Annotated in this window: 25 protein-coding genes and 1 pseudogene; 7 read left to right on the plus strand and 19 right to left on the minus strand. The window is 69.9% G+C overall.

Annotated elements, in window-relative coordinates; translation table 11 throughout:
• Positions 1–227: 227 nt before the first annotated feature.
• The 4 genes from ELQ92_RS16655 to ELQ92_RS14195 all read right to left on the minus strand — a co-directional run bounded on the left by ELQ92_RS16655 (position 228) and on the right by ELQ92_RS14195 (position 6,234).
• Positions 228–515 carry a YbdD/YjiX family protein gene (locus ELQ92_RS16655; RefSeq protein ID WP_128499984.1) on the minus strand — a complete coding sequence of 96 codons (288 nt, stop codon included), beginning with the start codon at positions 513–515 and terminating at the stop codon, positions 228–230.
• On the minus strand, positions 515–2,839 hold the full coding sequence (locus ELQ92_RS14180; RefSeq protein ID WP_128499985.1) for a carbon starvation CstA family protein: 2,325 nt from the start codon (positions 2,837–2,839) through the stop codon (positions 515–517). The genes ELQ92_RS16655 and ELQ92_RS14180 overlap by 1 nt, the downstream gene beginning before the upstream one ends.
• 284 nt (positions 2,840–3,123) lie before the next feature.
• The gene (locus tag ELQ92_RS14190; RefSeq protein ID WP_279432176.1) at positions 3,124–4,962 is read right to left on the minus strand and encodes a glycoside hydrolase family 15 protein; all 1,839 of its coding nucleotides are present in this window, start codon (positions 4,960–4,962) and stop codon (positions 3,124–3,126) included.
• A 63-nt stretch (positions 4,963–5,025) separates the two neighbouring features.
• On the minus strand, positions 5,026–6,234 hold the full coding sequence (locus tag ELQ92_RS14195) for an MFS transporter (RefSeq protein ID WP_128499987.1): 1,209 nt from the start codon (positions 6,232–6,234) through the stop codon (positions 5,026–5,028).
• Between the two features lie 202 nt (positions 6,235–6,436).
• Between ELQ92_RS14195 and ELQ92_RS14200 the strand changes: the two genes are divergently transcribed.
• Positions 6,437–7,477: a Gfo/Idh/MocA family protein gene (locus tag ELQ92_RS14200; RefSeq protein ID WP_128499988.1), complete on the plus strand. Its 1,041-nt coding sequence runs from the start codon at positions 6,437–6,439 to the stop codon at positions 7,475–7,477.
• A 13-nt stretch (positions 7,478–7,490) separates the two neighbouring features.
• Complete coding sequence (locus tag ELQ92_RS14205; protein WP_128499989.1) at positions 7,491–7,880, plus strand: barstar family protein; 390 nt, start codon at positions 7,491–7,493, stop codon at positions 7,878–7,880.
• A gap of 19 nt (positions 7,881–7,899) precedes the next feature.
• Here ELQ92_RS14205 and ELQ92_RS14210 read toward each other — a convergent pair whose 3' ends face one another.
• The gene (locus ELQ92_RS14210; RefSeq protein ID WP_128499990.1) at positions 7,900–8,676 is read right to left on the minus strand and encodes an SDR family NAD(P)-dependent oxidoreductase; all 777 of its coding nucleotides are present in this window, start codon (positions 8,674–8,676) and stop codon (positions 7,900–7,902) included.
• Positions 8,673–9,443 carry an SDR family NAD(P)-dependent oxidoreductase gene (locus tag ELQ92_RS14215; protein WP_128499991.1) on the minus strand — a complete coding sequence of 257 codons (771 nt, stop codon included), beginning with the start codon at positions 9,441–9,443 and terminating at the stop codon, positions 8,673–8,675. Before ELQ92_RS14215 ends, ELQ92_RS14210 begins: the two co-directional genes overlap by 4 nt.
• A gap of 184 nt (positions 9,444–9,627) precedes the next feature.
• On the opposite strand from ELQ92_RS14215, the gene ELQ92_RS14220 reads away from it, so the two are divergent.
• Together ELQ92_RS14220 and ELQ92_RS14225 are read left to right on the plus strand one after the other, a co-directional pair.
• The gene (locus ELQ92_RS14220; protein ID WP_166426803.1) at positions 9,628–11,022 is read left to right on the plus strand and encodes an HNH endonuclease signature motif containing protein; all 1,395 of its coding nucleotides are present in this window, start codon (positions 9,628–9,630) and stop codon (positions 11,020–11,022) included.
• Between the two features lie 245 nt (positions 11,023–11,267).
• Positions 11,268–12,806: a hypothetical protein gene (locus ELQ92_RS14225; protein ID WP_128499993.1), complete on the plus strand. Its 1,539-nt coding sequence runs from the start codon at positions 11,268–11,270 to the stop codon at positions 12,804–12,806.
• Between the two features lie 69 nt (positions 12,807–12,875).
• Here ELQ92_RS14225 and ELQ92_RS14230 read toward each other — a convergent pair whose 3' ends face one another.
• The 8 genes from ELQ92_RS14230 to ELQ92_RS14260 form a co-directional block, all read right to left on the minus strand.
• Positions 12,876–13,154, minus strand: a complete 279-nt coding sequence (locus ELQ92_RS14230) for a hypothetical protein (RefSeq protein ID WP_208004402.1) — start codon at positions 13,152–13,154, stop codon at positions 12,876–12,878.
• Positions 13,081–13,536, minus strand: a complete 456-nt coding sequence (locus tag ELQ92_RS14235) for a hypothetical protein (protein ID WP_128499994.1) — start codon at positions 13,534–13,536, stop codon at positions 13,081–13,083. The genes ELQ92_RS14230 and ELQ92_RS14235 overlap by 74 nt, the downstream gene beginning before the upstream one ends.
• Before the next feature lie 42 nt (positions 13,537–13,578).
• Positions 13,579–14,499, minus strand: a complete 921-nt coding sequence (locus ELQ92_RS14240) for a T6SS immunity protein Tdi1 domain-containing protein (protein ID WP_166426804.1) — start codon at positions 14,497–14,499, stop codon at positions 13,579–13,581.
• A gap of 4 nt (positions 14,500–14,503) precedes the next feature.
• Positions 14,504–14,881 carry a hypothetical protein gene (locus tag ELQ92_RS14245; RefSeq protein ID WP_128499996.1) on the minus strand — a complete coding sequence of 126 codons (378 nt, stop codon included), beginning with the start codon at positions 14,879–14,881 and terminating at the stop codon, positions 14,504–14,506.
• Between the two features lie 135 nt (positions 14,882–15,016).
• On the minus strand, positions 15,017–15,145 hold the full coding sequence (locus ELQ92_RS16735) for a hypothetical protein (protein ID WP_279432174.1): 129 nt from the start codon (positions 15,143–15,145) through the stop codon (positions 15,017–15,019).
• A 6-nt stretch (positions 15,146–15,151) separates the two neighbouring features.
• Positions 15,152–15,532 (minus strand): hypothetical protein, encoded by a 381-nt coding sequence (locus ELQ92_RS14250; RefSeq protein ID WP_128499997.1) that lies wholly within the window; start codon positions 15,530–15,532, stop codon positions 15,152–15,154.
• Positions 15,533–15,767: 235 nt separating this feature from the next.
• Positions 15,768–16,142: a hypothetical protein gene (locus ELQ92_RS14255; RefSeq protein WP_128499998.1), complete on the minus strand. Its 375-nt coding sequence runs from the start codon at positions 16,140–16,142 to the stop codon at positions 15,768–15,770.
• A gap of 221 nt (positions 16,143–16,363) precedes the next feature.
• On the minus strand, positions 16,364–17,062 hold the full coding sequence (locus ELQ92_RS14260) for a hypothetical protein (RefSeq protein WP_128499999.1): 699 nt from the start codon (positions 17,060–17,062) through the stop codon (positions 16,364–16,366).
• A 332-nt stretch (positions 17,063–17,394) separates the two neighbouring features.
• Here ELQ92_RS14260 and ELQ92_RS16760 point away from each other — a divergent pair.
• Together ELQ92_RS16760 and ELQ92_RS16765 are read left to right on the plus strand one after the other, a co-directional pair.
• A pseudogene (locus ELQ92_RS16760) lies at positions 17,395–17,859 on the plus strand (LysR family transcriptional regulator); the annotation flags it as partial.
• A 112-nt stretch (positions 17,860–17,971) separates the two neighbouring features.
• Positions 17,972–18,331 (plus strand): LysR substrate-binding domain-containing protein, encoded by a 360-nt coding sequence (locus ELQ92_RS16765; RefSeq protein WP_341811552.1) that lies wholly within the window; start codon positions 17,972–17,974, stop codon positions 18,329–18,331.
• A 55-nt stretch (positions 18,332–18,386) separates the two neighbouring features.
• Here the strand turns inward: ELQ92_RS16765 and ELQ92_RS14270 are convergent, their stop codons facing one another.
• On the minus strand, positions 18,387–19,109 hold the full coding sequence (locus ELQ92_RS14270) for a DedA family protein (protein WP_128500000.1): 723 nt from the start codon (positions 19,107–19,109) through the stop codon (positions 18,387–18,389).
• A 326-nt stretch (positions 19,110–19,435) separates the two neighbouring features.
• Here ELQ92_RS14270 and ELQ92_RS14275 point away from each other — a divergent pair, with 326 nt between their 5' ends.
• Entirely contained in the window at positions 19,436–20,446 is a 1,011-nt protein-coding gene (locus ELQ92_RS14275; protein WP_128500063.1) for an NAD(P)-dependent alcohol dehydrogenase, read from the plus strand.
• A 98-nt stretch (positions 20,447–20,544) separates the two neighbouring features.
• Here ELQ92_RS14275 and ELQ92_RS14280 read toward each other — a convergent pair whose 3' ends face one another.
• From ELQ92_RS14280 to ELQ92_RS14295, 4 genes are read right to left on the minus strand one after another with little or no spacing between them, the layout of a single operon-like run.
• Positions 20,545–23,013 (minus strand): beta-xylosidase/alpha-l-arabinosidase, encoded by a 2,469-nt coding sequence (locus ELQ92_RS14280; protein ID WP_128500064.1) that lies wholly within the window; start codon positions 23,011–23,013, stop codon positions 20,545–20,547.
• A gap of 32 nt (positions 23,014–23,045) precedes the next feature.
• Positions 23,046–23,939 carry a carbohydrate ABC transporter permease gene (locus ELQ92_RS14285; protein WP_128500001.1) on the minus strand — a complete coding sequence of 298 codons (894 nt, stop codon included), beginning with the start codon at positions 23,937–23,939 and terminating at the stop codon, positions 23,046–23,048.
• The gene (locus ELQ92_RS14290; RefSeq protein ID WP_128500002.1) at positions 23,936–24,964 is read right to left on the minus strand and encodes a carbohydrate ABC transporter permease; all 1,029 of its coding nucleotides are present in this window, start codon (positions 24,962–24,964) and stop codon (positions 23,936–23,938) included. The genes ELQ92_RS14285 and ELQ92_RS14290 overlap by 4 nt, the downstream gene beginning before the upstream one ends.
• Positions 24,965–24,971: 7 nt before the next feature.
• The gene (locus ELQ92_RS14295) at positions 24,972–26,261 is read right to left on the minus strand and encodes an ABC transporter substrate-binding protein (RefSeq protein WP_128500003.1); all 1,290 of its coding nucleotides are present in this window, start codon (positions 26,259–26,261) and stop codon (positions 24,972–24,974) included.
• Positions 26,262–26,509: the final 248 nt, after the last annotated feature.

Consider the following 26,509-nt stretch of genomic DNA (forward strand, 5'->3'; position numbering starts at 1 on the left):
ATGCGGGCGGGTGACGAACGCCACCCGCCCGCATCCGTCGGGCAGTGTTGTGCTCGTTCCGCTACCCGGCCGTTTCCCGACGGCGAGCGGAGCGGCCACTGCCGGAGGGTGCGTCCTCCCGCAGCACGGCGAGCGCTGGGTTTACCGCGCCGAACCGTGGAGAGGCGAGCCGGTTCCTGAACAACCGGCTCGCCTCCCGATTCGGTCGAAGCGGAGCGCGGGCGCTCTCAGCAGCACCGCGACCCCGGCGTCCTGTCCTGCTCCGCGAAGCGCTCCCGCCAGAAGGTTCGCTCGTCCGGGACCGGGTCGCCCGGGTGCTCTCGTCGCTGGTGCTCGACGAACGTCGCATACGCCGTGTCGCCCATCATCGAGGTGACGAACCACCGAACCGCTCGCCACCCGCGGACGACGCCCGCGCCCACGAGCACGCCGAGCGGCACGGCGTCATCGCGGACCGGCGGACCAGCCGACGCCCGCCCATCCGCCCCGCGCACGCCTCCCGGCGCCGTCGGCATCAGTGGCCCGTCCGCGCGGGTCGCTTGTCCGCGTCCACGTCGGCCCACCGCTTCTCGAGGTCCTTCTCGGCCTTCGTCGCGATGAGACCCGACGGGGCGAAGCGACGCGACGGCAGTGCCGGGTCCTCCGAGCTCACGCCGCCACCGGTCCGGATCGACCGGATCGTGTGCCAGACGGCGAACCCGATGACGATGATCGCGAGCGTCACGAACACGATCGAGAGGATGCCCTGCACGGTCGTGTTGCGGACGACGGCCTCCATCGCCTCGCGCGACGTCGCGGTACCGAAGCTCTCCTCGCCCGTCTCGAGTGCGTTCCGGAACGCCGCGTTCTGCGCCCAGTACCCGACGGCCGGGACGGGCGAGAAGATCTTGAACATCGACGCGGTGATGGTCACGACGGCCGCGAAACCGAGCGGGACCGCGACGATCCACAGCCACCGGGCGTAACCGCGCTTCGCGACGATCGCCATGCAGACCGCGAGCGCGATGGCCGCGAGCAACTGGTTCGCGATCCCGAAGAGCGGGAACAGGGTGTTGATGCCGCCGAGCGGATCGGTGACGCCCATGATGAGGATCGCGCCCCACGCCGCGACCATGACGGCCGTGCAGATCCACGCTCCGGGACGCCAGTCCGGGTCGCGGAACTTCTTGTTGATGTTGCCGAAGGTGTCCTGCAGCATGAACCGCGCGACGCGTGTTCCCGCGTCGACGGCGGTGAGGATGAAGAGCGCCTCGAACATGATCGCGAAGTGGTACCAGAACGACATGAGCGCGGTGCCGCCGATGAGCTGCTGCATGATGTGCGCGAGGCCGAGGGCGAGCGTCGGGGCGCCGCCCGTTCGGGAGACGATCGACTCCTCGCCGACGTTCGCAGCGGTCTGCATGAGCACCTCGGGTGTGAGGTTAACGCCCACGAGCCCGAGCGAGTTGACGAAGGCCACGGCGCCCTCGACGGTGCCGCCCGTCGCCGCCCCCGACGAGTTCATCGCGAAGTAGATGCCCCGGTCGATCGAGATCGCGGCGACGAGCGCCATGATCGCGACGAAGGACTCCATGAGCATGCCGCCGTAGCCGATGAAGCGGGTCTGCTTCTCCTTCTCGATGAGCTTCGGCGTGGTGCCCGAGGCGATGAGCGCGTGGAATCCGGAGAGCGCACCGCACGCGATCGTGACGAAGAGGAACGGGAAGAGGGATCCACTCACGACGGGACCCGAGTCACCGCCTGCGAACTCGCTGAACGCGGGAACGGTGATCTCCGGCCGGACGAGGATGATCGCCCCGGCGAGCATGACGATCGTGCCGATCTTCATGAAGGTGGAGAGATAGTCGCGGGGCGCGAGCAGCAGCCACACCGGCAGGATCGCCGCGACGAACCCGTAGACGATGATGCCGACGGCGATGACGGTGCGGTCGAGGGTGAAGACCGCGGCACCCCACTCGGTCTCGGCGACCCAGCCGCCCGCGACGATCGCGAACACGAGGAGGACGAACCCGATGATCGAGACCTCGGTGATGCGGCCCGGGCGGAGGTACCGCAGGTAGACACCCATGAAGAGGGCGATGGGGATGGTCATCGAGACGCTGAAGACGCCCCACGGGCTCTCGCCGAGGGCGTTGACGACGACGAGCGCGAGGATCGCGACGATGATGACCATGATCGCGAGCGTCGCGATGATCGCGGCGGTACCGCCCACGACCCCGAGCTCATCGCGCGCCATCTGGCCGAGGGAGCGGCCTCCCCGGCGCATCGAGAAGAAGAGGACGAGGTAGTCCTGCACGGCGCCCGCGAGGATCACGCCGATGATGATCCAGAGTGTGCCGGGCAGGTAGCCCATCTGCGCGGCGAGCACGGGACCGACGAGCGGCCCGGCGCCGGCGATCGCAGCGAAGTGGTGGCCGTAGAGGACCCGCCGGTCGGTGGGGACGAAGTCCTTGCCGTTCTGGTCGTACTCGGCGGGCGTCGCGCGGCGGTCGTCAGGGCGGAGGATCGTCCGCTCGATGAACTTGGAGTAGAACCGGTACGCGATGAGGTAGGTGCAGACAGCCGCGAAGACGAACCAGATCGCGTTGACCGTCTCGCCGCGCACGAGCGCGAGCATCGTCCACGCGACGCCGCCGAGCAGGGCGATCGCGACCCACACGATCACCTTCGGTGGTGTCCAGACCGTCCGGTCGTCGGCCTCGTCGAGCGCGGTGGGGGGAAGGTCCGGGTCCTGCACGAGCACGGGCTCGGCCTCGCCGCCTCCCGCCGGGCGTCGTTCACCTGCCCGTCCGTTCGGTTGCACGGATCGATTGCCCTGTCGCCTGGCATCTTTGCCCATGACGAGTCCTCCCTCAAGGATCGTGTCGGTGCCGCGATGCTAACAGCGCCGCCCGCGCCCGCCCACTCCTTGTCCTCCCTCCCCTTCCCCCTCCCCCTCCCCCTCCCCCTCCCCCAAAGCCCTACACCCGTTCGAGGGCGCCACCTACATCTAGCGCCCTCATGACCGACGTGCCGCCCTCGCGGGATCGAGACTGGCGGCGTGTGGCGGTCGACGCGGACGAGGCGGACGAGGCGCCGCCCAAGAGCACGCGGAGCGAGGGCGCCAGGTCGGACTCGAGGGCGCTAGGTGTAGGTGGCGCCCTCACGCGGGTGTAGCCCTTTGGGCCAGGAGGGGAGGGTACCCGCGAGGGCGTCGGCGGCACGGATGAGGGCGAGGTGGGTCAGCGCCTGCGGGGTGTTGCCCGCCTGCCGCTTCGCGACCGGGTCGTACTCCTCGCTGAGCATGCCGAGATCGTTGGCGACAGCGAGCAGGCGCCCCATGAGCGCCTCGGCATCGGCGGTGCGACCCGTCCGCGCGTACTGCTCGACGAGCCAGAACGAGCACGTCAGGAAGGGGTTCTCCGTTCCGGGGACTCCATCGACGCCCGTCTCGGCGCGATACCGCAGCACGAAGCCGTCGGCCATCAGGTCACCCTCGATGCGCTCGACCGTCGCGAGCATCCGTGGATCGTCGGGAGCACAGAACCCCACCTGAGGAAGTTGCAGGAGCGCCGCGTCGACCTCGTCGGTCCCGAAGTACTGCGTGAAACCGCCATGCGCCGTGCTGACGCCGTGCGCGTCGATGTCGGCGCGCACCTCGTCGCGAAGCGCCTCCCACCGCGTCGCATCGCCCGGCAGTCCGTGCTCGCGAACGCCGCGGACCGCCCGGTCGAAACCCGCCCAGACCATCGCGCGCGAGTGCACGAAGCGCCGCTGCTCGCCCCGGATCTCCCAGATGCCGTTGTCCGGGTCGGTGCGGGTGCGCTCGAGCCGCTTCAGGAGGGCGCGCTGAAGCGCCCAGGACTCGGGTGGGTCGGCGAGACCGGCGCTGCGCGCATCGTCGAGGCAGACGAGCGTCTCGCCGAGCACGTCCGCCTGGAACTGCTCGACGGCACCATTGCCGATACGCACCGGCGACGCCCCTTCGTACCCTGGGAGCCGCGCGACGACGCGCTCCGGAAGCTCGCGCTCCCCCGCGAGCCCGTACATGATCTGCACGTCGTCGGGATCGCCGGCGATCGCCCGCAGCAACCACGACCGCCAGTGCTCGACCTCGTCCCGAAATCCGTGGCGCAGCAGCGTCGACACCGTGAGCGACGCGTCGCGCAGCCACACGAACCGGTAGTCCCAGTTGCGCGAACCGCCGAACGCCTCGGGAAGCGACGTCGTCGCCGCTGCCACAATTCCGCCGGTGCGGTCGTGCGTGAGAGCACGCAGGAGCGTGAGCGACCGTCTCACGTGATCGCCGTGCGGCCCCTCGTGCGTGCACGTGCGCTCCCAGTCTGCCCACCGGGCGACGGTGCCGCCGAGCAGCACGTCGACGTCGTCGGCGACCGGCACCTCGCGCCACGACGGGAACCACGTGAGCACGATGTCCACCGTCTCACCCGCCGCGACCTCGAACTCGCCGACGTGCCGCGTGCCGTCGGCGTGGAGTCTTGGGCCGGTGACGAGGACGCCGTCCGGTCCGCCGATCGCGAGCAGCCGGTGTGCGTCCGCGACCTGTGGCAGCTGACGCACCCATGGCACGATGTCGGCGAAGTCGGGACGCACGATGAGCTCCTGGCGGAACCGGACGGTGCCACTCACGCCCACCACACGCCGCACGACCGACGACGTATCGCCGTCGGTGGGCATGAACTCGATCGTGTCGGCCTCACCGTCGTCAGTGGTCCAACGAGTGCGCAGAATGACGGAGCCGTTCTGGTAGGAGCGATCGGCATGCGACGGCGCGACCGGTGCGAGGGACCAGCGCCCGTGCTCGGGACCGCCGAGAAGCGCCGAGAAGACGGCGGAGGAGTCGAACCGGGGCACGCACAACCAGTCGATCGACCCGTCGCGGCCGACGAGCGCGGCCCCCCGGCTGTCGCCCAGCAGTGCGTAGTCCTCGATCGGCAACGGCATGTGAACCTCCCCCGTCAGGCTATGCCGCGATCGTGACGGCGTCCGCCCCTCGACGGCGGGATGTGGAGGGGCGCGGCTTTCTCATGGCTGTGAGCGCTCGTCCGACCGGAGGGAGGCGGTCCCGGCCGCGACGACCGTGAGCGCGCTGAGCGAGAGCCCGGACAGCAGCGACCAACCGCCCGATTGGAACGCGAGCCCCAGCAGCCAGCTGCCGATCGCCGAGCCCGCATAGAACGCGATCGTGTAGAGCGCGCTCGCCTGGCCGCGCCACTCTCCCTCCGCCCGCGCCCCGACCCACGCCGTCGCCGTCGCGTGGCACCCGAAGAAGCCGGCCGTGAAGACGGCGAGGCCGATCAGCAGGACCGGCACGGCGTCGCTCAGCATGAGCGCGATGCCGACGGCCATGGCGGCGAGTCCGACGAGCGCGACCGTGCGCCGGCCGAGCCGACTGCTCCACCAGCCCGCGACCCGGGAGGACACCGTTCCCGCGAGATACGTCAGGAAGATGAGCGACGCGAGCGCCGGTGGGATGAGGAACGGCGGCGCCTCGAGCCGGAACCCGAGGTAGCTGTAGACCGCGACGAAGACACCGACGAGCAGGACGGTCACGGCGAACAGCACACGCAGAGTCGGATCCGCGAGCGCGCGGCCGATCTTCTCGCGCCAACGCAGTCCGACGCCGCCCGACCGCTGCACCGCGGCTGGGGGCGCGAGCACGACGAAGAGGATCGCGCTCGCGAGGCTCACCGCGGAGACGACGAGGAGTGCGCTCCGCCACCCGAGCTCCTCCGAGAGCAGGCCGGCGAGGATGCGCCCCGCAGCGCCGCCGATCGTCGTGCCCGAGACGTAGGCGGCGGCCGCGACGGACGCCGCCGCCCCGGTGGTGCGGTCGTGGATGTACGCGACGGCGAGCGCCGGAACCGCTCCGAGCGCGGCGCCGCCGAGGAAGCGCACGAGCATGAGCAGCTCGAACGTGGGCGCGACGGCCGCGACCACCGAGAGCACGGCGGACGCGAGGAGCGCGATCCGCATCGCCCGCAACCGGCCGATGCGCTCGGCGACGGACGCCCACGGCAGCACGGTGAGGGCGAGCCCTCCGGTGGCGACGGAGATCGTGAGCGCCGATTCCGCCGGCGTGACGCCGAGATCGCGCGCGATGAGGGGCAGGACCCCTTGCACCGCGTAGAGCTCTCCGAACGTCGCGACCCCGGCGGCGAGCAGGGCGACGTGCATGCGCCGCTGCGAGCCATCGGCCCGGTCACCGGGGATAGGTGCCGGTCGACTCGCCATATGTCGAGCGTAGGCCCGGCGGCGGACGTCCGGCGGCGGGGCGACGGAGCGGGCAACGGAGCAGGCAACGGAGATCCGACCCGGCGCGGCGCCACGCGGCACCACCGAAAGAGGGTGCCGGCACGCGCGGCATGCCCCCGGTTCGCCACGTCGATCGGCACGAGGGGCAGAGGGAACGCCCCGACCGCGCTAGCGTGGAGGGGTGACGGAGCACATACGTACTGGGGTCATCGGCTACGGACTATCGGGGCGGGTGTTCCACGCGCCCCTTCTGGCAGCCGACGCGAACTACCGCCTCGACCTGATCGTGACGGGCGACCCGTCGAGAGCGGACGACGCGCGCGACGCGCACCCGCGCGCCGAGATCGTCTCGAATCCGGACGAGTTCTTCGAGCGTGCGGGCGACCTCGACCTCGTCGTCATCGCGACGTCGAACGCCTCGCACGCCCCGCTCGCGCTGCGAGCCATCGAGCTCGGCCTCGCGGTCGTCGTCGACAAGCCGTTCGCCGTCGGGACCGCCGAGGGCGGCGAGATCCTGCGGGAGGCACAAGAGCGCGGCACCGTCTTGTCGGTGTTCCAGAACCGTCGGTGGGACGGCGACTTCCTGACCGTCCGTGCCCTCGCCGCTCGCGGCGAACTGGGTGAGGTCTTCTCGTTCGAGTCCCGGATGGAACGGTGGCGCCCCACGCTGCGCGCCGGATGGAAGTCGGAGGCCCGCGTCGAGCAGGGCGGCGGGGTGCTCTACGACCTCGGTCCGCACCTCATCGACCAGGCCATCCAGCTCTTCGGCCCCGTCTCGGCCGTGCACGCGGAGATCGACACGCGCGGTGCCGGTCGTTCGGCCGACGACGACGTCCTCCTCTCGATGACCCACGAGTCGGGGGTGCGATCGCGACTGTCGATGAGCACGGTCAGCGCGCTTCCCACCGACCGCTTCCGCGTGCGCGGCACGAGCGCCGCGTTCGTGATCGGCGGGCTCGATCCGCAGGAGCAGCAGCTCGGAGACGGCGTGCCGCCGACGGACGAGGGCTACGGCCGCACGCCCGAGAGCGCGTGGGGCCTCATCGGCGCGGGCGATGAGCAGCACCCCGTCGAGACGTTGCCGGGTGACTATCCCGCGTTCTACCGCGGGCTCGCCGAGGCCATCCGCGGAGAGGGCCCCCTCCCCGTCGACCCCGCCGACAGCCTCCAGGTCCTCGCGATCATCGAGGAGGCCCACGCCTCCGCCGAGCATTCGCGCTGATCGGCACTGCCGCATGACGGTCTCGCTGCAGCTCGACGGAGGCCGCATCACCGGGATCGAGTCGTTCTACGACGAGGTGAATCGCGTCTTCATGGCCGGTGAGACCTGGACCCTCGCGGCGAGCCTCGACGCCCTCGACGACCTACTTCGCGGCGGATACGGGACGCTGCACGGCGTCGATACCGCCCGCTTGGGGTGGACCGACTCCGAGTCGTCGCGCCGCGCGCTCGGCCGGGAGGCGACGATCGCGTACTACGCTGCCAAGCTCGACAATCCCGCGTACGACGGCGCCCGGGCCCGCTCGGCGATCGCGGAACTCGAGGCGGGCCGTGGGCAGACCTACGCCGACATCGTCATCGAGATCTTCGCCGGCCACCCTGCGATCGAGCTCGTCCTGTCGTGAGGGGGGTCGTTCCGTCCCGTCAACTGCGGCGGTACGACGCCCCGTTGAGGTCGAGGATGGCACCTGACGCCCATTGCGCATCCGACGACGCGAGGTACAGGATCGCGGCGGCGACCTCCTCCGGAGTGGCGACGCGGCCGAACGGACTCTGCGAGCGGATCGCCTCGCCGACTTCGCCGGACAGCCGGACCGTCTGACGCTCCGTCGCGACGAAGCCCGGCGCGACGGTAGCGACGGCGATTCCGTGCGGCGCGAGATCGGCGGCGAGCGACTGACCGAGAGCGTGCAGTCCCGCCTTGCTCGCTGCGTAGGCGGCATGCTCGGGCTCCCCTACGAAGGCGCCGCGGGAGCCGACGTTCACGATCGCTCCCCCCGCCCCCTGTTCGATGAGGTGCCGTGCGACACAGAAGATCAGATGCGCCGTCCCGACGAGGTCGACGTCGACCATCGAGCGCCATGCGCCTTGCCACGACTCGTAGGACGCGTCCGCGATGCCGTGACGGTTGGCAGCAGACGGGCCGACGGCCGCGTTGTTCACGAGCACGTCGATGCCGCCGAGGCCGCGGACCGCGTCGTCAGCGATTCGCCGGACCTGGTCGGCGTCACTCAGATCCCCGGCGACGATGACGTGCCCGCTCCCGTCGAGAAGCGCGAGCGTCTCCTCGGCCTCAGCCCGACTGTGGCCGTGGTGGACGGCCACCCGGTCGCCGGCGGCGGCGAAGGCGACAGCGGTGGCCCGTCCGATTCCGCGCGAAGCTCCCGTGACGAGCACGCGCCGCGCCGTGTAGCCGCTCATGCGCCACCCAACCTCTCGCCGGTGATCGCCTCGAGGGCCTCGATGAGCCGGTCTTGGAACGCGGTGTCGACTGCCGACGGATGTGGCCGCTGCTGCGCCTTGTGATGCCAGTAGCCACCGGAGACGCTCCGATCGATCTCACCACTCGTCGCGAACCACGTCTGCGTGATGTGGCCCAGTCGGAGATCGCCGGTCGCGGAGGGCCCGCCCATCCTCGTGGGAACCCACCCCGGGTCCACGGACGCCGTGAGCGTTCCCGAGCGGCGCGCGATCGCCGCGGCGAGCGTCGTGACGTGGAGCTTGCTGTCTGCGTAGGCCTGACCCGCGTCCCAGGGCCGAGTCATCCAATCGAGGTCGTCGAGCGAGTCGGTGCCGCCTCGATGCAGTCCACTGCTGAGGTAGACGAGCCGCTCCGGCCGTTGGATGAGCGCGGTGAGGAGGAAGGGCGCGAGCGTGTTGATCGCGAAGGTGCGGGCGTGCCCGTCGACGGTCGTCCCGCGGTCGTGTTCGAGGTAGACGCCCGCATTGTGGATGACGGCGTCCATTCGCCCGAAGGCGTTGACCTGATCGGCGACGTAGTGGGTGTCGCCGGCTCGCGCGAGGTCGCCGGTGACGACGCCCAGGGTATGCGAGCGGAGCGCCCCGAGCGCGTCGGCGCGTTCCTCGTTGCGCGCGTGGACGACGACGTCGTGTCCGGCGGCGATGAGTTCCTCCGCCGCCGCGCGGCCGAGGCCGTCGACCGAACCGGTGATGAAGATCCGAGCCATGGCCAGCTCCTTCCGATTCTCCCACGCTACTCGCAGGCACCGACGCCGCTGCCACAGTCCCGGAGCCTGTCTACGGGCGGCACCTCCGGCCGCCACTCGTCGTTCACATACGGGCACCAACCAGGTTCTCCACCGCCTCGCGTCAGCCGGGAGGAGTGTCGGTGGTGTGGTGTTCACTGTTCCTATGGGGGAACACGAGACGCAGCTTCGAGTCGCGATCGCGCACGCGGTCGACGAGCTCGCCGCGCCTCTCGATGCCTTCGTTCCCGCTCGTCTCTCGGGTGATGACTACCTCGTGCTCGTGAGGGAGATCGAGTCGTTGGGTCGCGTCGTCGACGCGTTGCGGTTGCGTGTCGCCGCGGACGCGGCGGGCCGCTCCGGCGGCCCCATCGACACCTTCGGGGAACTCGGCCACAAAACCGCGGAAGACGGTCTCGCGAAGATGACGGGCGTGTCCGTCGTCACCGCGAAGGCCCGCATCCGCGTCGGCGCGGCTCTCACGCCCACGATCTCGTTGTCCGGCTCCGTCATCGCGCCCGCGCACCGTCACATCGCGGCCGCCGTCGCTGCGGGGAGTCTCGGCGTCGAAGCCGCCGGCTTGCTCATTCGCGAACTCGACAGCGTCGCCGGGCGGGTCTCCGCCGACGTGCTGGACGAGGCCGAACGCGGGCTGGTGCTTCTCGCCGCCGGTGAGGACACCCACCCGCCCCTGCGTGTGGACCTCGTCCGCGGGCAAGCCGCCCTGTTCATCGCCCGCATCGACCCCGACGGTGCCCGACCGAAGGAAGAACGCGCCCGCAAACGACGGAAGTTGCACTTCGGCCGCGAAACGCCGGACGGACTCATCCCGCTCACCGGATACCTCATGGGAGAAGTGGGCGCGGGCCTCAAGCGCCTCATCGACGCGCACCTCCGCAGCCCCTCCTTCACCGACCCTGATGCCGACCCCACCGCCGACCCCACCGCGGACCCGGATGCGGCGTTCCGCGACCCGTCGGACATCCGCGACATCGACCAGAAGCGCCACGACATCTTCGCGTCGATCATCAACGCCGCAGCCCGCATGGCGGGCGCCCCCGAGCTCGGCGGTGCCGCACCGGCCGTCATCGTCACCGTGACCGCGGCCGACCTGGACGACCCGAACGGTGTCGGATTCATCGACGGACTCAACACCCCGGTCCCTGTCGCAACGATCGAGCGTCTCATCGACACGGGCGGGTTCCAGCTCGAGACCTTCGGGGCGAACGGACGGATCCTGTCCCTCAGCTCCGTGCAACGCTGCTTCAACGCCACCCAGCGCCGCGCGATCACCGGGAGAGACGGCGGCTGCATCATCCCCGACTGCTCCATCCCTGCCGGATGGTGCGAAGTCCACCACGTCATCCCGTACCGAGACGGTGGGGTGACACATACCGACAACGGCGTTCTCCTCTGCTGGGGACACCACCAGAACATCGACACCGGCCCCTGGCGCATCACCATGCCGAACAGCATCCCCCACGTGAGAGGACCCGGACACCACGAGTGGACCCACGTCACGAAAGCGCGAACACGACCACCACTCCCCGCCACCGGCTGATCGCGCCCGACGTCCGAGGACGGACCGGAAGCCCGGCGGCTACTCCACACCCCACCGGCCGGTTCACGCGATGTGACGGAAACGGGGGGTGGTAGGTCTATGAATCCGCCCAGTACGGTGAGGCTCAGTGTCCTCCGTTCGGAGGACACGAAGCGATGGCGCGACAACGAGCGGTTGGGCTCGAGCAACACTGCTCGAGCGGTTGAGACGGCAACGCATCCGATCCCCCACCCTTGGAGATGCCCGTGCCTCGACCCCTGTCCTGGCGGAAAGCCCTCGCGCTGCCCGCCGTCCTCTCGCTCGCTCTCGGAAGCGCCCTCATCGCCGCGGGCCCCGCCGCCGCGGCGCCGGCCGACCTCGTCGTGACCTCCCCGGCTCCCGGCGCGACCCTCGAATCCCGCACCGTCCTGTTCGCCGGCGCCGGCACCGAGGACTCCGTCATCACCGTCGTCGACGCCGGCGGCGCCGTTCTCCCCGGCACGGATCCCGTGACGGTCGACGCCGGTGCGTGGAGCGTCACGGCGACGTTCGCCGACGACGCTGACGTCGCGCAGAACGTGACCGTCGTGCAGACCACCGCCGGGGTGGCGGATGGCGAGACTCCGGTGAGCTTCACACTTCCGGCCGCCGTCCCACCGACCGAGGTCGAGTTCTCCGTGACCGCCCCCGCCGGAACGGCCCTCGAGTCCCGTGCCGTCCTCTTCGAGGGCACCGGAACCGACGGGGCCACGGTCACGATCGTCGACGCCATGGCCACCGTCCTCGCAGAGGACATCGTCGTCGTCGACGGCGCATGGAGCACGACCGTCACGTACGCGGACGACGCGCCCGTCGCTCAGACCGCGACGGTCACGCAGACCGTCGACGGCGAGGCGACCGGCATCCAGACGGTGGCCTTCGAGCTCCCCGCAGCCGTCGAACCCGTTCCGGGCGATGGCGAGAACGTCGAGTTCGCGATCATCACGCCGACGGAGGGCGAGGAGCTCACCTCCTTCGACGTCGTGATCTCGGGCACCGGTACGAGCGGTTCGATCGTCGAGCTCGTCGACGCCGCCACTGACGTGCCGCTGCTCGTCGACTCCCCCATCCTCGTCGTCGACGGCGAGTGGAGCGCGACCGTCACCTACCCGGCGGATGCCTTCTTCATCCAGGACGTCTACGCGACGCAGACCACGGAGGGTGAGCCGAACGGCGACGCCTACACGTACTTCTTCCTCCCCTACGAGCTCGTCGACGCCCCGACGATCACGAGCCCGGAGCAGGACGAGACGGTCGTGGGCGACCAGGTGACCTTCACCGGAACCGGGGAGCCGGGCGCGAACGTCCTGCTCCTCGTCATCCCGACGGAACTCCTTGAGGAGCTCGAGGAGGACCTCGCCGATGAACTCGTCGCCGCGAACTCGCGGGTCGCCGCGGCTGCCGAGCCGGCCGACCCCGAGGACCCGATCGTCGTGGCCGAGGACGGCACGTGGAGCGTCACCCTCGCTCTCGAGCCCGACGAGTACACCGCGGCCGCCATCCTCATCGACGACGCCGAGTCCGGCTTCCCGATCTCGGAGCCGTCCAACGAGGTCTCCTTCTCGCTCGTCGCAGCGGTAGCAGCCGACGGACCGGGCGCCGGCCCGGGTGCCGGCGCGGATGCCGGCGACGGCGAAGGCCTCGCGGTCACGGGTAGCGAGTCGACGGGCTTCCTCGGCCTCGCGGCCCTGCTCCTCGTCGCTGGCGCGGCGCTCATCGTGGCCAACCGCCGCGCGAGCCGCGTCGAGACGGCCCGCGTGGAGTAGTCGCCCATCACAGAAGCACCCGGAAGGCCCGCTCCTCGATCGCGATCGAGGAGCGGGCCTTCTGCTCCGTCAGAGGGGGCCGTGCGCCGATTCCGGGCGCTCTGACCGGTGCTGGGGCGGAACGTAGAGGCTCTCGCGCGGAACCTCGCGGCCCGTCGCCGTGTCGACGACCCGGATGCCGAGCTCGTCGTGCACCAGCTGCAGGTCGGACCCCACCGGCAGGTCCCCGATCCCGATGAGCGCCGGCTCGATCGCGCACAGCTCGTGCAGTTCCTCAGCGGGGCGGGTCCGAGTGGCCCGCCCCGGCCAGCTTCCGCTGCAGCCACGCGGGACGATGCTCCGAGTCACGAGGGAACTTCTCCTGATCGGCCAACCACGCCGACGAGACGATCGGCACGTGCGACCACGGCTCCTCGTCGTAGGCGTACGTCGCCTCCGCCCGACCATCGCGAGTCACCGTCAGCGTCATCGAGAACCACGTGCCCTTGCCCGGCTCGTACACCGCCGTGCGCAGCTTCGAGCGCAGCAAGGAGACACAACCCGGAGCATCGAGAGGCTCCACACGCTCGTCATCGAAGACGACCGACGCCTGGACGTCCGTCACGCCCCCGACGCTCGCGGCGATGTACCGCAGCTCGCGCCACGCGGCGGGCGCAGCTTCCACGAGCGCGCCCGCCATCTCGGTGCGCAGATGCGCCTCGGCCAGTATCGGCGACTCGTTCATTTCCATGTCGATCGGTTCGGCATCCTCGGGAGGCAGTGATCGGCGGGGTCAGCGGCGCGTGCCATCGGCCGGCCGGAAGTGCTCCGGCGGCGTGCGGCGGCCCGAGCGAAACACCTCGAGCGCCTCGTGCGGCGGTGCCGACGAGTACGTGAACAGGGCCGATCCGTCCGTCGCGACGTAGATCCGTCCACCGCCGCGAACGGCGTACGAGACGACGACGCCGTCGTCTTCCGGCAGCAGCGTGTAGCCGAGCGGTGCGTCCGCCGGGATCATGCGTCGCCAGTAGTCCACGCCGATGTCGATCAGGCGCTGCTGGTCGGGAGTCGGGCGTCCCTCTCCCACGACCAGGCCTCCGTCCGATGCCGGGGCCTGGCCAACCGTCGCGTCGCCCTGCGGCTCGGTCGGGGGCACCAGGAGGCCCGTGACCTTCGGCGGACCGGCGAGCTGCACGATCAGCGCGATGTGCTCCCAGAGCCCCATCTTCTGCAGGTGGTCGGCGGAGTTGCCACCGCCGACCGCGAGCAGGGGGACGAACCCGAAGCACTGCTCGACGGCGGGAACGCCATCGCGAGCGGCCGCCGCAGGGTACGGCTGCCGCTCGAACGCCTCGTCGAGCCGCTGCTCGTCCTGCAGCCACTGCGTGAACTGCTCGAGCGTCACAGCGCGGTCCGTGTACTGAACGACACCCCAGCGGAACTTCGCGACCAGGAACGCGCCCTCGTTCCAGATGACGAGGTCGGCGAGCGCCGTGGAGAACAGCACCACCGCGGTCGGTGCCAGCCCCAGCACTCCCTCGGTCATCTGCGCGCCCCGCGCGGGGTCGACGACCCGCACGAAGCCATCCCCGACGACCCCCGTGCCGTAGTGGCGCCACATCTCCGCCGCCCCCTCGGGAGCGTTCGGCGCGAACCGGGCGATCGCGTCCTCGGAGATCGGAGCCGCCGGCTCGAAACGGGTGAACGTCAGCATCGGCTCAGGCCTCCTGATCGAAATCGAACCCGGCATCCCGGAACGGCTGCACGATGAGATCGAACGTCTGCGGCTCGAGCCGGTGACGCACGAGGACCGCGTGCGCGGCCATGTTGAACGCACTCGAGAACCCCATGAACTCGGGATCGGATCCAAGTGCCTCGCGAATCCCGGACCGAGCCCACATATCCCGAGTCGCCTTGGTGATCGCTTGCTTCTGCGCAGCCGGCGCGCGAGTCTTCAGCAACGCGTCCTGAGCAGCTTTCAGCTCAGGAGGACGCGGGCGAGGACGACGCCCGTTGATGCTGGCGACATCGTCGGCGGTGCTCTCCATCCAGCTGATCAAACGGTTGGCAACTGCGCGCCTCGCATCTTCCGTCATAGAACCGATCCTGTCATCACGGACGGACATCGATGAGGTGGATCTCGATCGACGGGTGCACCCACTGTGCGAGGTCAGCGGGGGATGCCGTCCAGTGCTGCGGCCAGGTCGGCCTGCAGCGCATCGGCGTTGCCGCTACTCCACCGCCCCGGGGAACTTCGCGACCAGGAACGCGCCATCGTTCCAGATGACGAGGTCGGCGAGCGCCGTGGAGAACAGCACCACCGCGGTCGGTGCCAGCCCCAGCACGGTGGAAATCGCCATCGACTGTCAGGCCTCCTGATCGAAATCGAATCCGGCATCCCGGAACGGCCGCACGATGAGATCGAACGTCTCCGGAGCCAGGCGGTCGCGAACCAGGATCGCCTGGCCCGCCATGGATGTGTTGGTCGCGAGACGAAGGAACAGACCGGCGTCGTCGAACGCATCGCGCGCTCCCGACTCGGCCCACAGGTCACGGAGAGCCTTGTTGAGGGACTGATTCTGCGCCGCCGAGACCTTGACCGAATCGAGCGTGCGCTGAGCGTCCTTGATATGGGCCGGACGGGGAACCGGAATCACGGCGACGACTCGTTGCAGGTCGCCGACCTCGAGCCCCCGGAGCCAGCCCACGAAGCGGTCGATCTGCGCACCGCGCGCACCGAATGTCACAGTCTCGATCCTTGCATCAGATTCGGACATCGATGAAGCGGATCTCCACGTTCGGTCGGGGTGCCGTCACCGGGACGGTCATCCCGGTGCCGCGACCGCGAGCGCTCAGTCGGCACCATGCGGACACCGCGACCGCACCATCCGGTGCTGGACGGAATGTAGAGGCTCTCGCGCGGAACCTCGCGGCTCGGAGATCGGAACCGACGGCTCGAAACGCGCGATAGTCACCATCGGCTCAGGCCTCCTGATCGAAATCGAATCCGGCATCCCGAAACGGCCGCACGATGAGATCGAACGTCTCGGGAGCCAGGCGGTGACGCACGAGAACCGCTCGCCCGGCGAGCTCGACGGCGTCGGCGAACACGATGAAGTCGGCACCCAGCACGTCACGGGCATCCGACTGAGACCACATGTCCCGCAGAGACTTGTTGAGCGACTGGTTCGCGGCGGCCGAAGTCCTGACGACCAGCAGTTGCCGCTGCGCGGCCTTGACGTCGGCGGGGCGAGGGCGAGGAAGAAGCCGGAGAGCTCGTTCCAGTTGCTCGGCGGATCTGCTGCCCAGCCAATCGATGAACCGGTCGATGGTCGCTCCGCCTGGCCCGAACGTCATAGAACGATCCTGTCACCACGAGCGGGACATCGACCACCCGGATCTCGACCGAGGAGTGGATCCACCCACGCAGCTCCGCGGGAAGCCCGGCCGCCGCGTTGCCCAGGTCGTTGCGCAACAGCGCGGCATTGCCGAACGGGACGTCGTGCGTGCTGCGCACCTCGTTGGCGTAGGCCGCCTCCTCGTCCTCCCAGCCGGGGCAGGGCCGCCCATCCGGATCGTCAGTTCAGCGACCACCACAGCCAGAACAAGCCCGCGAGCCCGCCCCAGAACAGCACGTGGACGACGTAGTCGAATCGGCCCCGCGGCCGCGGCATGCGCCGGCCCGCCGGCGAGACCGCGCCAGCATCCGGCTCGCGGTGGTCGCTCCAACGACCCCAGGCCCCGATCTTCGGCATCAGCTGGGCGACAAGCTCCTCGAGGGCCGGCAGGACGCTCGTCTCGCGGATGGGGACACCCCTCGCCGCCTCGAGGGAGACGATCGGGATCGCCGAATAGATCAGCAGCCAGTCGTCGACGATCTCGATATCCAGGTCCAGCTTCGCGGGGATGGTGAGCACGCGCTCCATCAGGTCCGGCGTGAACAGATACAGCGCGTCTGTCTCGTAGCCCTCCGCGACGTGGAGGGCGAAAGTCCGGTTGAAATCACCCTCGAGGCGCAGCCGCCTCCCGTCGGGCAGACCCACGCTGCAGGCGATCAGCCCACCGCCGCGGAGGTTCTCGAGCACGATGTGCGGCATCATGCGGTCGAGCCGCACCGCCGCGAACGCCCACGCCCGCTGTTCGTGGCGCGGGACGTGCACGTTGCCGTAGACGACCTCGCGTTGTCCGTCCTCGCGGTGCACGACGGTGATCCGCGGATCGATCCAGCGGTAGCCGAACACCATGCCCGGGTACGCCGGAGCGGGACGCGCGCTCACAGCGGCACCCGTTCCACGCGGACGGCCCCGATCTGCTCGGCCGGCGAAATCCGCAGCGTCGGACGCACGCTCATCCGGTCCCCCTCATCGTCATCCTGTACCCATCGTGCCCCGACCCGGCCCAGAAGATCTACGAGCAATGTGAAGAACCCCGTCCGCGCGCTGTCATCCTTTGGGGACACGGGCGGCACGAGGGGTGGGTGCTGAGGCGGACGGCGGACGGGAAGCGGACGAGTCGGAAGCGGACGAGTCGGAAGCGGACATGCCCCAACGCGGGAACCTCCCGCGATTACTCCAATGCATGCTGCGGGTTGCTGCAATGCGAATACGCCATGAAAGTGAACCTCGAGCAACTCCACGGTTTCGTCGCGGTCGCGCGTCTCGGCAACTTCACTCGCGCGGCCGACGAGCTCCACCTCGCGCAACCGTCCCTCAGTCGCCAGATCGCCGCCCTCGAACAGGATCTCGGCTCGCAGCTCTTCCACCGCGCCCGCGGCGCGAGCAGCCTCACGACCGCCGGGGAGTCCCTGCTCCCGCTCGCCCGCCGCATGCTCGCGGACGCGGGCTCGGTCCGTCGCGAACTCGCCGAACTCGCCGGACTCGAGCGCGGCCGGGTGCGCCTCGGGGCGACGCCGACGCTCTGTATCAGCCTCGTCGCGGAGGTGCTCAGCGCGTTCCACGCCGATCACCCCGCGATCGAGCTGTACCTCTCGGAGCACGGATCGCGGCGGCGGCTCGACGAGCTCGCGAGCGGCGAGCTCGACCTGGCGCTCGTCACCACGTCGGACGAGCGGTCGGCCCAGCGCTTCTCGGTCACGCCGTTGCTCGTCGAGGAGCGGGTGGTGATCTCCTCCGCGGCGGGACGCGCTCGCGACGGGCGACACGATCGATCTCGCCGCGGTCGCTGCATTGCCGCAGGTCGTCTTCAGCTCCTCGTACGACCTGCGTGGCATGGCCGACGCCGCCTTCGAGGCGGCCGGCCTGCACCCGGAGGTCGTGCTCGAGGGCGCCGAGATGGACGCCGTGCTGCGGTTCGTCGAGCGCGGACTCGGCGTCGCGATCGTGCCCGTGATGGTCCTCATCGACCGGCCGGGACTCCGGTCCGTCCGCCTCGCCGACCCCCGGCTCACCCGCACGATCAGCCTCGCCCGCCCGGCGGACGTCGCCGCGATGAGCGCCGTCCGCGTGATGCAGTCGACGATCTCGGACACCGCCCTGCGGTTCGCCGCGCGTGCGCGTGAGACGATGCGCCCGGCGCGCCGCGACTGAGGTCGGACGCGGTGGTCAGCCCCTCAGCACCGCAGCTCGACAGCCGCTCGGGTCCTCAGCCCCTCAGCTCGTCCGTCGTCGTCCCGTCCCGTCGACGTTCGCGTCGACCGAACACCGCATCGAGCACGATCCCTGCGACGAGCGCGACGACGATCCCGGCGAACATCGCGAGGAGCGGCTGCCCGTCGAACACGGCCCCGAAGAACACCCCGATGCCGACGGAGTACGACGCCCACACGATCGCGGCGACACCCGCCGTGATCGCGAAGCGGCCAGGCGGGTACCGCGTCGATCCCGCGACGAAGTTGACGGCGACCCGGCCGCCCGGGATGAACCGGCCCGTCACGATGTAGAGCCCACCGCGGCGGGCGAGGGCGCGGGTCGCCCACGCCATGCCGCGCACGACCCGCGGTCGCCGCAGCCACGCCCGCCGCCGGGGTCCGATCCGACGACCCAGGTGGAAGACCAGGTGGTCGCCGATCCATGCGGCGAGCGCGGCCACCAGCACGAGTGCCCACAGGGGCGGGCCGATCGCGGGGGCAGTCACGGAGGCGTCCGCGGAGATGACGGGCGCGGCGGGCGACGTCGCGACCGCGGCGGACGTCGACACCGTCGCGACGGCGATGAGCACGGACTCGCTCGGGACAACGGGGAACACGGCGTCGACCATGCACAACGCAGCGACGATGACGAGGACGTAGGGCAGCCCGACACTCTCCGTCACGGCGTCCTCGATCGCGACGGAGAGTGCAGAGAGCGCGGTGAAGACATCCCACATGGTCCCGGTCCTTTATGCGTCGATCTCCTCATGATCGACGGCGCCGGTGAACGGACGGTGTCCCGTCACCCGAAGCGACCCACGCGGCCGAGACTCGTGAGCGCCGCCTCGCGATCGAGATCTTCACATGTTGCGACTCGACGCCCCTACAGTAACCGAAGAGCGCGGCTCGCAGCGCTCGAGAACGGAGCCTCACGATGTCCCACGATCCCGCACCCCTCAGCGACCGGGGGGCCGACGTCCCCGCTGCGCCCGCCGACTCGCCAACCGCGTCGTCCTCCGCCTCGACGCCGTCACCGTCGTCGGCGCCGGCGTCGGCGTCGACCATGCGAGCCAGCGTGCTCCTCGAGGCAGGATCGGTCGTCATGCGCGACCTCGACCGCCCCGTTCCCGACCGTGACCAGGTCATCGTCCAGGTGGCGGCGGTCGGCGTCTGCGGATCCGACGTGCACTACTTCCATGAGGGACGCATCGGTGACTTCGTCGTCGACGAGCCACTCATCCTCGGCCACGAGGCGGCGGGCATCATCGTCGACGTCGGAGAGGACGTGCCCTCGTCGCGGATCGGCGAGCGCGTCTCGATCGAACCGCAGCGCGCCTGCCGCGTCTGTTCGCAGTGCAAGCACGGCCGCTACAACCTGTGCGTCAACATGGAGTTCTACGCGACCCCGCCGATCGACGGCGCCTTCGCCGAGTTCGTCGCCATCCAGTCCGACTTCGCCTTCCGCATCCCCGACTCGATGAGCCTCGAGGCGGCGGCGCTCTGCGAGCCCCTCTCGGTCGGCATCTGGTCGAACCAGAAGGCGGGCGTCGGCCCCGGTTCGCGCGTCCTCATCGCGGGGGCCGGACCGATCGGGATCGTCGTGGCCCAGGTCGCGGCCGCGTTCGGCGCGACCGAGATCATCGTGAGCGACGTCGTCGCGGAGCGTCGCGAGCAGGCGGAACGTTTCGGAGCGACACGGACGATCGATCCTCGTGCCGAGGACATTGCGACCCTCGAGCTCGACGTCGACGCCTTCATCGATGCGTCCGGCGCCGCCCCGGCCGTTCGCGCGGGGATCATGGCCGTCGCGCCGGCGGGTCGCGTCGTGCTCGTCGGGATGGGAGCCGACGAGGTCGCCCTGCCGGTCTCCCGCATCCAGGGACGCGAGCTCGTGGTCACGGGTGTGTTCCGTTATGCCAACACGTGGCCGCTCGCGATCAAACTCGCCTCCACGGGCCGCGTCGACCTCGATTCACTCGTGACGGGCCGCTTCGGTCTCGCCGATGTCGAGGCGGCCCTCGACGCCGCGACCGCCCCCGAGACGCTCAAGGCGATCGTCGACCCGCGCGCCTGAGCGCCTGTGGGTTCGCCCCAACCACTGAGCCTGTCGAGGCGCACCACCCCGACAGGCTCAGTGCCCCCTGACCGGCTCGCAAGCCGACAGCGGGATGGTCAGCGCACGCGGGTAGACTCCACGGGGCGCTCGGTATCGGCATCGGCATCGGCATCGGTATTGGCGACATTGACGTCGACGCGGACGATGCGGGCGTCGGCGGTCGAGACGGTGTACTCGTCGCCGGTGATCTCGATCGACGCCGTCGTCTCCTTGTCGGCGCTCGACGGCCCGACCCAGAGCTCGACGACTCCGGGTTCGACGATCCGCGCGCCGCGCCGGCCGGTGAACGCGAACCGGCTGGTCGGAACCGTGAACCGCACCACGGCCTCCTCACCGGGCTGCAGCGCGACGCGGGCGTAGCCGACCAGTTGAGCGACGGGCCGCGTGACGGAGGCGACGACGTCGCGCGCATAGAGCTGGACGATGTCCGCTCCCGCGTGCTCGCCGACGTTCCGGACCCGCACCGTCGCGGAGAACGACCCTCCGGCCACGATGTCGCCGTCGACCGCGAGGTCGCTGTGCTCGAAGCGCGTGTAGCCGAGGCCGAACCCGAACGGCCGCACCGGAGTCGTGTCCGCGCTCGTGATCTCGGACGATCCCCCGAGGATCGGGTGCAGATACGAGAAGGGCTGCGCTCCCGCCGACCGGGGCAACGAGACCGGGAGCCGTCCGCTCGGGTGCACGCGACCGGCGAGGATCCCCGCGAGCGCCCGTCCACCCTCCTCCCCCGGGAAGAAAGCCTGCACGACGGCGGCCGGAGCGTCGGCGGCGTCGAGAGCCCACCCGATCGCATACGGCCGGCCGGTGAGGAGGACGAGCACGACCGGTGTGCCGGTCGCCTGGATCGCCTCCACGAGCTCGCGCTGCACACCCGGGAGTTCGAGCGATTCGACGTCGTTGCCCTCTCCCACAGTGCCGCGCCCGAAGAGTCCGGCGCGGTCCCCGACGACCACGACGGCGACATCGGCGTCCCGAGCGACATCCTGGGCTTCAGAGAAGCCCGAGCGGTCGTCTCCCTCGACCGCGCAGCCGACGGCGTGCGAGACGACCGCACCCGCCAACTCGTCCTGCAGCGACTCGAGCACCGTCGGAAGCGCGATGCCGGGCTCGACCCCCGGGTGATGGGCGAGTACGTGATTGACGAACGAATAGCAGCCCATGAGCGCTTCCGGCGAGTCCGCGTTCGGACCGATCACGGCCACTCGTGACGGGGTTCCGGCGGAGCTCACAGCTCCGACGGCAGCTCCGTCGGCAGCAGCGAGCGGAAGGACGCCGTCGTTCGCGAGCAGCACGATCGACTCCTCAGCCAGTCGCCGCGCGACGGCCCGGTGCTCCGCGGAGTCGAGGTCGATCTCCGTCGGCGCGTCGTCGAACGTCTCGTCGAGGAGACCGAGGTCCTCCTTCTGGTCGAGCACACGCAGAACGGCACGGTCGACGAGCGCCTCGTCGACGACTCGGGCGCGAATGAGGGCCGCGAGCTCGAGGTACGCGTCACCGGTCGGCAACTCGACGTCGATCCCCGCACCGAGCGCGAGCGCGGCCGCCTCGCCCGGCGTCGCCGCGACGGCGTGCATCAGCTGGAGGAACGCGACGGAGAAGTAGTCGGACACGACGACGCCGTCGAAGCCCCACCGCTCGCGGAGCACGTCCGTGAGGTAGGTGGGATCGGCGCCGACGGGGACACCGTCGATCTCGGCGTACGAATTCATGACCGAACGCACGCCGCCGTCGAAGACCGCCATCTCGAACGGTGGGAGCAGCACGTCGGCGATCTCGCGCGGTCCGGCGTGGACGGGCGCGTGGTTGCGTCCCGCTTGAGATGCCGAGTACCCGACGAAGTGCTTGAGGGTCGCGTGCACCCCCTCGGCCTGGAGACCGCGGACGTAGGCCGTGCCGATGGTGCCGACGACGTAGGGGTCCTCGGCGATACACTCGTCGACACGACCCCACCGGGGATCGCGGATGACGTCGAGCACCGGTGCGAGGCCCTGGTGCACCCCGAGCTCATGCATCGAGCGGCCGATGAGCCGGGACATCTCCTCGACGAGGTCGGGGTCGAACGAGGCGCCCCACGCGAGCGGCGTCGGGAACGTCGCCGCCTGCCAGGCGGCGAGACCCGTGAGGCACTCCTCGTGCACGAGCGCGGGGATGCCGAGGCGGGTCTCGTTCACGAGCCGCCGCTGCTCGCCCCAGAGCCAGGCCGCGCGTTCCGCCGGGGCGACGGGCCGCGTGCCATAGACGCGGGTGAGCTGGCCGAGACCGTCACGCGTGAAGTCATCGTATCGGGCGCTCGTCGCCATCTCGCCCGCGAGCGGCGCGACGACCTCGTCGCCCTGGTCGACCCAGAACCCGACGAGTTGAGCGATCTTCTCCTCGAGCGTCATCCGATCGAGGAGCTCGCGCACGCGCTCCGAGACGGAGGGCCCCGACGTGCCGCCTCGCGTGTCGACGCGCACCTCGCCGCCGCCTGCTGACGGGCTCGTCGCTTGGCTGGTGGTCTGACTGGTGGTCTGGTTGGTGGGCATGACGTCGGTCACGGAGACGGTCCTTTCGGCGGTCAACCCTTGACCGCCCCGGTGAGTCCGCCGACGATGCGGCGTTCGAAGAAGGCGAAGAACAGCAGCGCCGGGATCATCGACAGCGACGTGAAGGCGAGGACCTTCGCGGTGTCGACGGAGTACTGGGACGAGAACGCCTGCACTCCGAGCGGCAAGGTGAACGTCGCCTCGTTGTTGAGGATGAAGAGCGGCAGCAGGTAGCTGTTCCAGCTCGCGATGAAGGCGAGGATGCCCACGGTGATGACGCCCGGCATCGCGAGCGGCACGACCATGCGCCAGAAGAAGCCGAGCCGGCTGCAGCCGTCGATGAAGGCGGCCTCCTGGATCTCGTCGGGGATCGCCCGGAGGAACGGCACGAGGATGATGATCGTCGTCGGCAGGGCGAACGCGATCTGCGGCAGGATGACGCCGCCGAGCGAGTTCATGAGCCCGAGGTTCTTCACGAGGATGTAGAGGGGCGTGATCGCGACGGTCATGGGGAACATGAGTCCGGCGGCGAAGACCGCGTAGAGCGCACCGCGTCCGCGGAAGCGGTAGCGGGCGAGGACGTAGCTCGCCATGAGGCCGAGCACGACGACACCCGCCGTCGTGGCGACTCCCGCGATCGTCGAGTTCAGCACCTCTCGCCAGAAGATCCCGCCGGTGAGGACGTCGATGTAGTTGCCGATGTTCCACACGGAGGGCCAGCCGACCGGATCCGTCGTGATCTCGGAGTTCGACCGGAAGCCGCCGATGACGATGAAGGCGACGGGAGCGAGCATCGCGATGATGACGATCACGGCGGCCGCGTAGCCGAGGGGGCGACCGACGCCGCGACGCACGGGCGGGCTGCTCGACCGGGGACCGCGAGGCCGGACGCCGGGGATGTTGACGGTCTGCAGTGAGGCGGTCATCGTCCGGCCTTTCCCGTGAGGGCGCCATCGGTGTCGCGGCGCAGCACGTAGCGCTGGTAGATCAGGGCGACGACGAGGGAGATGAGGAACAGCACGACCGCGACGGCGTTGCCGAAGCCGTAGTTTCCGGCGTTGCGCCCGTTCGTGACGAGGTAGGTCGCCATCGTCGACGTGCCCGCCGTCGAGGAGACGTACTGGCCCCAGATGATGTAGACGAGGTCGAAGAGCTGGAGGGCGCCGATGATGGACAGGAACGCCCAGATGCGCAGCGTGGGACCGAGTAGCGGCAGGGTGATCGACCGCTGGATCTGCCAGTAGGAGGCACCGTCGATGGCCGCGGCCTCGGACAGCTCCTCCGGGATGCCCTGGAGTCCCGCGAGGAAGAGGATCACCGCGAAGCCGATGTACTTCCACGTGATGATCGTCATGAGGGTCCAGATGGCGATGTCGGGGTTCGACAGCCAGTCCTGGGTGAAGGACCCGAGCCCGAGCTTCTCGAGGAGACCGTTTACGGCGCCGTTCGTCTGAAGCATGAGACTCCAGCCGGTGCCGACGACGACCTCGGAGATCACATAGGGCACGAAGATGAGCACGCGGATGATCGATTGGCCGCGCAGCTTCTGGTTGAGCAGGAGCGCGAGCAGGATCGCGATCGGTCCCTGGAGCACGAGCGACAGCACGACGATGATCGCGTTGTGCCGCACGGCGTCGTGGAATGTGGGGTCCTGAAGGATCGTGAGGTAGTTCCGGAAGCCGACGAAGTCGGTGGGGACCCCGTACCCCGCCCAGCTGAAGAAGCCGTAGTACGCCGCCATGACGATCGGGAAGATCACGAAGGCGAGGAAGACGAGGAGCGCCGGCCCGACGAGGAGCGCGATCTCGGCGCGGGCGCCCCACACGCCGCCCCGCGTCCGCACGGGGCTACGGGGCGGCGACAGGGGCCCGGTGGCCCGGCGGGCCTCGCTGTCAGCGAGGTCCGCCGGGGTGTCCGCCTCGGCGGACGAACTCACCTGGGTGTCGAGCATGAGCTGCCTAGGCCTTTGCTGCCGCGGCGTTCACGGCGTCGACGAGCTCTTCCGGCGAGACCTTGTCGGCGAGCAGATCGACGACGCCGACGTTGAGCGCGTTGCCGACGTTGAGCCCGTAGACGGTGTCGAGCCACTGCGAGACGTACGGGGCCGCGTTGTAGGCCTCGAGGATCTGCTGCAGGTAGGGCTCGGTCACGGCTTCCTGAGCGACGGTGTTGACGGGCGGGGCGTTGAAGGCCGCGTAGTAGTTCTCCTGGACCTCGCTCGTCGCGAGGTAGTTCAGGAAGTCCGCGCACTCCGGCGGAGCGGAAGCCGAACACGAGTAGCCGTCGACGCCGCCCATGATGGCGCCTTCGCCGCCGTCGCCGCCCTCGATCTCCGGGAAGGGGAACCAGGCGAGGTCGGGGAGCGGCTTCTCGTCAGGGGTGAGCGAGGCGATGACGCCCGGGTTCCAGGCGCCCATGAGCTCCATGCCGGCCTGGTGGTTCGCGAGCAATCCCGCGGAGCTTCCCGCACCCTGCTGCGCAGCGGTCGTCAGGAAGCCGTCGTTGAACGGCTCCGTCTCGGCGAACGCCTCGAGGTCCTCGCCCGCGCGGACCCAGCACTCGTCCTCGAAGGACATCGTGTCGGCGGCCTCGGCGAGTGCGTCCTGGCTGCACTCACGCAGCGCGAAGAAGTAGTACCAGTGGGCGGCGGGCCACGCGTCCTTCGCACCGAGGGCGACGGGCTGCACGCCCGAGTCCTTCAGTGCGGAGACGGCGGAGTCGAGTTCGTCGATCGTCGTGGGCGCCTCGGCGATGCCGGCCTCGTCGAAAAGGTCCTGGCTGTAGAAGATACCGCCGGGGAGGACGGCGACCGGCATGGCCCAGATCTCGTCGTCGAGCGAGTTGGCCGAGAACGAGCCCTCGGGGATCTCGGAGGTCGCGTCGTCGGAGAGCTTGTCCGTCAGGTCCATGAGCTGTCCGGCAGCGACCATGGCGGCCATCTTGCCGCCGCCGCGCTGCAGGAAGATGTCGGGAGCGTCGCCCGAGTTGAGCGCGGTCTGGAGCTTCCCGTCGAGGTCCTCGTTCTGGATCGCCTGGGCTTCGATCGTGACGCCCGGGTTCTCCTCCTCGAAGTCGGCGATGGTCTGGTCCCAGAATTCCTGTCCGGGGCCCGTGGTGGAGTTCTGCCAGAGCGTCATGGCGACGCTTCCGTCAGAGGAGCCGCCGCCGGAGTCGCTCGAGCACGCGCTCAGGGCGAGTGCTCCGAGGAGGAGGGCGGAGGATCCGGCGAGGATCTTGGTGGCCTTCATGAATGGTTCAACCTGTTCTCTTCGTTGAGCGGTGCTGCCCGTCTCCGGGCATCAGCCCTTTTCGGGCATCAGGGGGTGTGAACCCGTTCCCCGCGAGGGGTCCGGGTCGAGGCGGACGCCGGCGTCTCTGCTGTGGCGCGTCCCCTCGGACGGCCTCAGTCTCACGCGGCCCGCGAAAAAGTGTCAAACGTTTTCGAAAACCATTTCGAGCGGGACGAGCACGCCCCTCCCCCAGGCGTATGCTCTCG

Origin of the sequence: Labedella populi, from assembly GCF_004078655.1 — a bacterium.
GTDB lineage: Bacteria > Actinomycetota > Actinomycetes > Actinomycetales > Microbacteriaceae > Labedella > Labedella populi.

What these genes read in the sequence shown, in the direction of transcription:
- ELQ92_RS14215 (WP_128499991.1), bottom strand. Translation starts at nt 9,443, where the DNA reads ATGGCTCGGATCTTCATCACCGGTTCGGTCGACGGCCTCGGCCGCGCG.
- ELQ92_RS14290 (WP_128500002.1), bottom strand. Translation starts at nt 24,964, where the DNA reads ATGCTCGACACCCAGGTGAGTTCGTCCGCCGAGGCGGACACCCCGGCG.
- ELQ92_RS14255 (WP_128499998.1), bottom strand. Translation starts at nt 16,142, where the DNA reads ATGACGTTCGGGCCAGGCGGAGCGACCATCGACCGGTTCATCGATTGG.
- ELQ92_RS14220 (WP_166426803.1), top strand. Translation starts at nt 9,628, where the DNA reads ATGGGGGAACACGAGACGCAGCTTCGAGTCGCGATCGCGCACGCGGTC.
- ELQ92_RS14205 (WP_128499989.1), top strand. Translation starts at nt 7,491, where the DNA reads ATGACGGTCTCGCTGCAGCTCGACGGAGGCCGCATCACCGGGATCGAG.
- ELQ92_RS14285 (WP_128500001.1), bottom strand. Translation starts at nt 23,939, where the DNA reads ATGACCGCCTCACTGCAGACCGTCAACATCCCCGGCGTCCGGCCTCGC.
- ELQ92_RS14195 (WP_128499987.1), bottom strand. Translation starts at nt 6,234, where the DNA reads ATGGCGAGTCGACCGGCACCTATCCCCGGTGACCGGGCCGATGGCTCG.
- ELQ92_RS14240 (WP_166426804.1), bottom strand. Translation starts at nt 14,499, where the DNA reads ATGCTGACGTTCACCCGTTTCGAGCCGGCGGCTCCGATCTCCGAGGAC.
- ELQ92_RS14295 (WP_128500003.1), bottom strand. Translation starts at nt 26,261, where the DNA reads ATGAAGGCCACCAAGATCCTCGCCGGATCCTCCGCCCTCCTCCTCGGA.
- ELQ92_RS14245 (WP_128499996.1), bottom strand. Translation starts at nt 14,881, where the DNA reads ATGACGGAAGATGCGAGGCGCGCAGTTGCCAACCGTTTGATCAGCTGG.
- ELQ92_RS14280 (WP_128500064.1), bottom strand. Translation starts at nt 23,013, where the DNA reads ATGCCCACCAACCAGACCACCAGTCAGACCACCAGCCAAGCGACGAGC.
- ELQ92_RS14275 (WP_128500063.1), top strand. Translation starts at nt 19,436, where the DNA reads ATGCGAGCCAGCGTGCTCCTCGAGGCAGGATCGGTCGTCATGCGCGAC.
- ELQ92_RS14180 (WP_128499985.1), bottom strand. Translation starts at nt 2,839, where the DNA reads ATGGGCAAAGATGCCAGGCGACAGGGCAATCGATCCGTGCAACCGAAC.
- ELQ92_RS14210 (WP_128499990.1), bottom strand. Translation starts at nt 8,676, where the DNA reads ATGAGCGGCTACACGGCGCGGCGCGTGCTCGTCACGGGAGCTTCGCGC.
- ELQ92_RS14235 (WP_128499994.1), bottom strand. Translation starts at nt 13,536, where the DNA reads ATGGAAATGAACGAGTCGCCGATACTGGCCGAGGCGCATCTGCGCACC.
- ELQ92_RS16655 (WP_128499984.1), bottom strand. Translation starts at nt 515, where the DNA reads ATGCCGACGGCGCCGGGAGGCGTGCGCGGGGCGGATGGGCGGGCGTCG.
- ELQ92_RS14270 (WP_128500000.1), bottom strand. Translation starts at nt 19,109, where the DNA reads ATGTGGGATGTCTTCACCGCGCTCTCTGCACTCTCCGTCGCGATCGAG.
- ELQ92_RS16735 (WP_279432174.1), bottom strand. Translation starts at nt 15,145, where the DNA reads ATGGCGATTTCCACCGTGCTGGGGCTGGCACCGACCGCGGTGGTGCTG.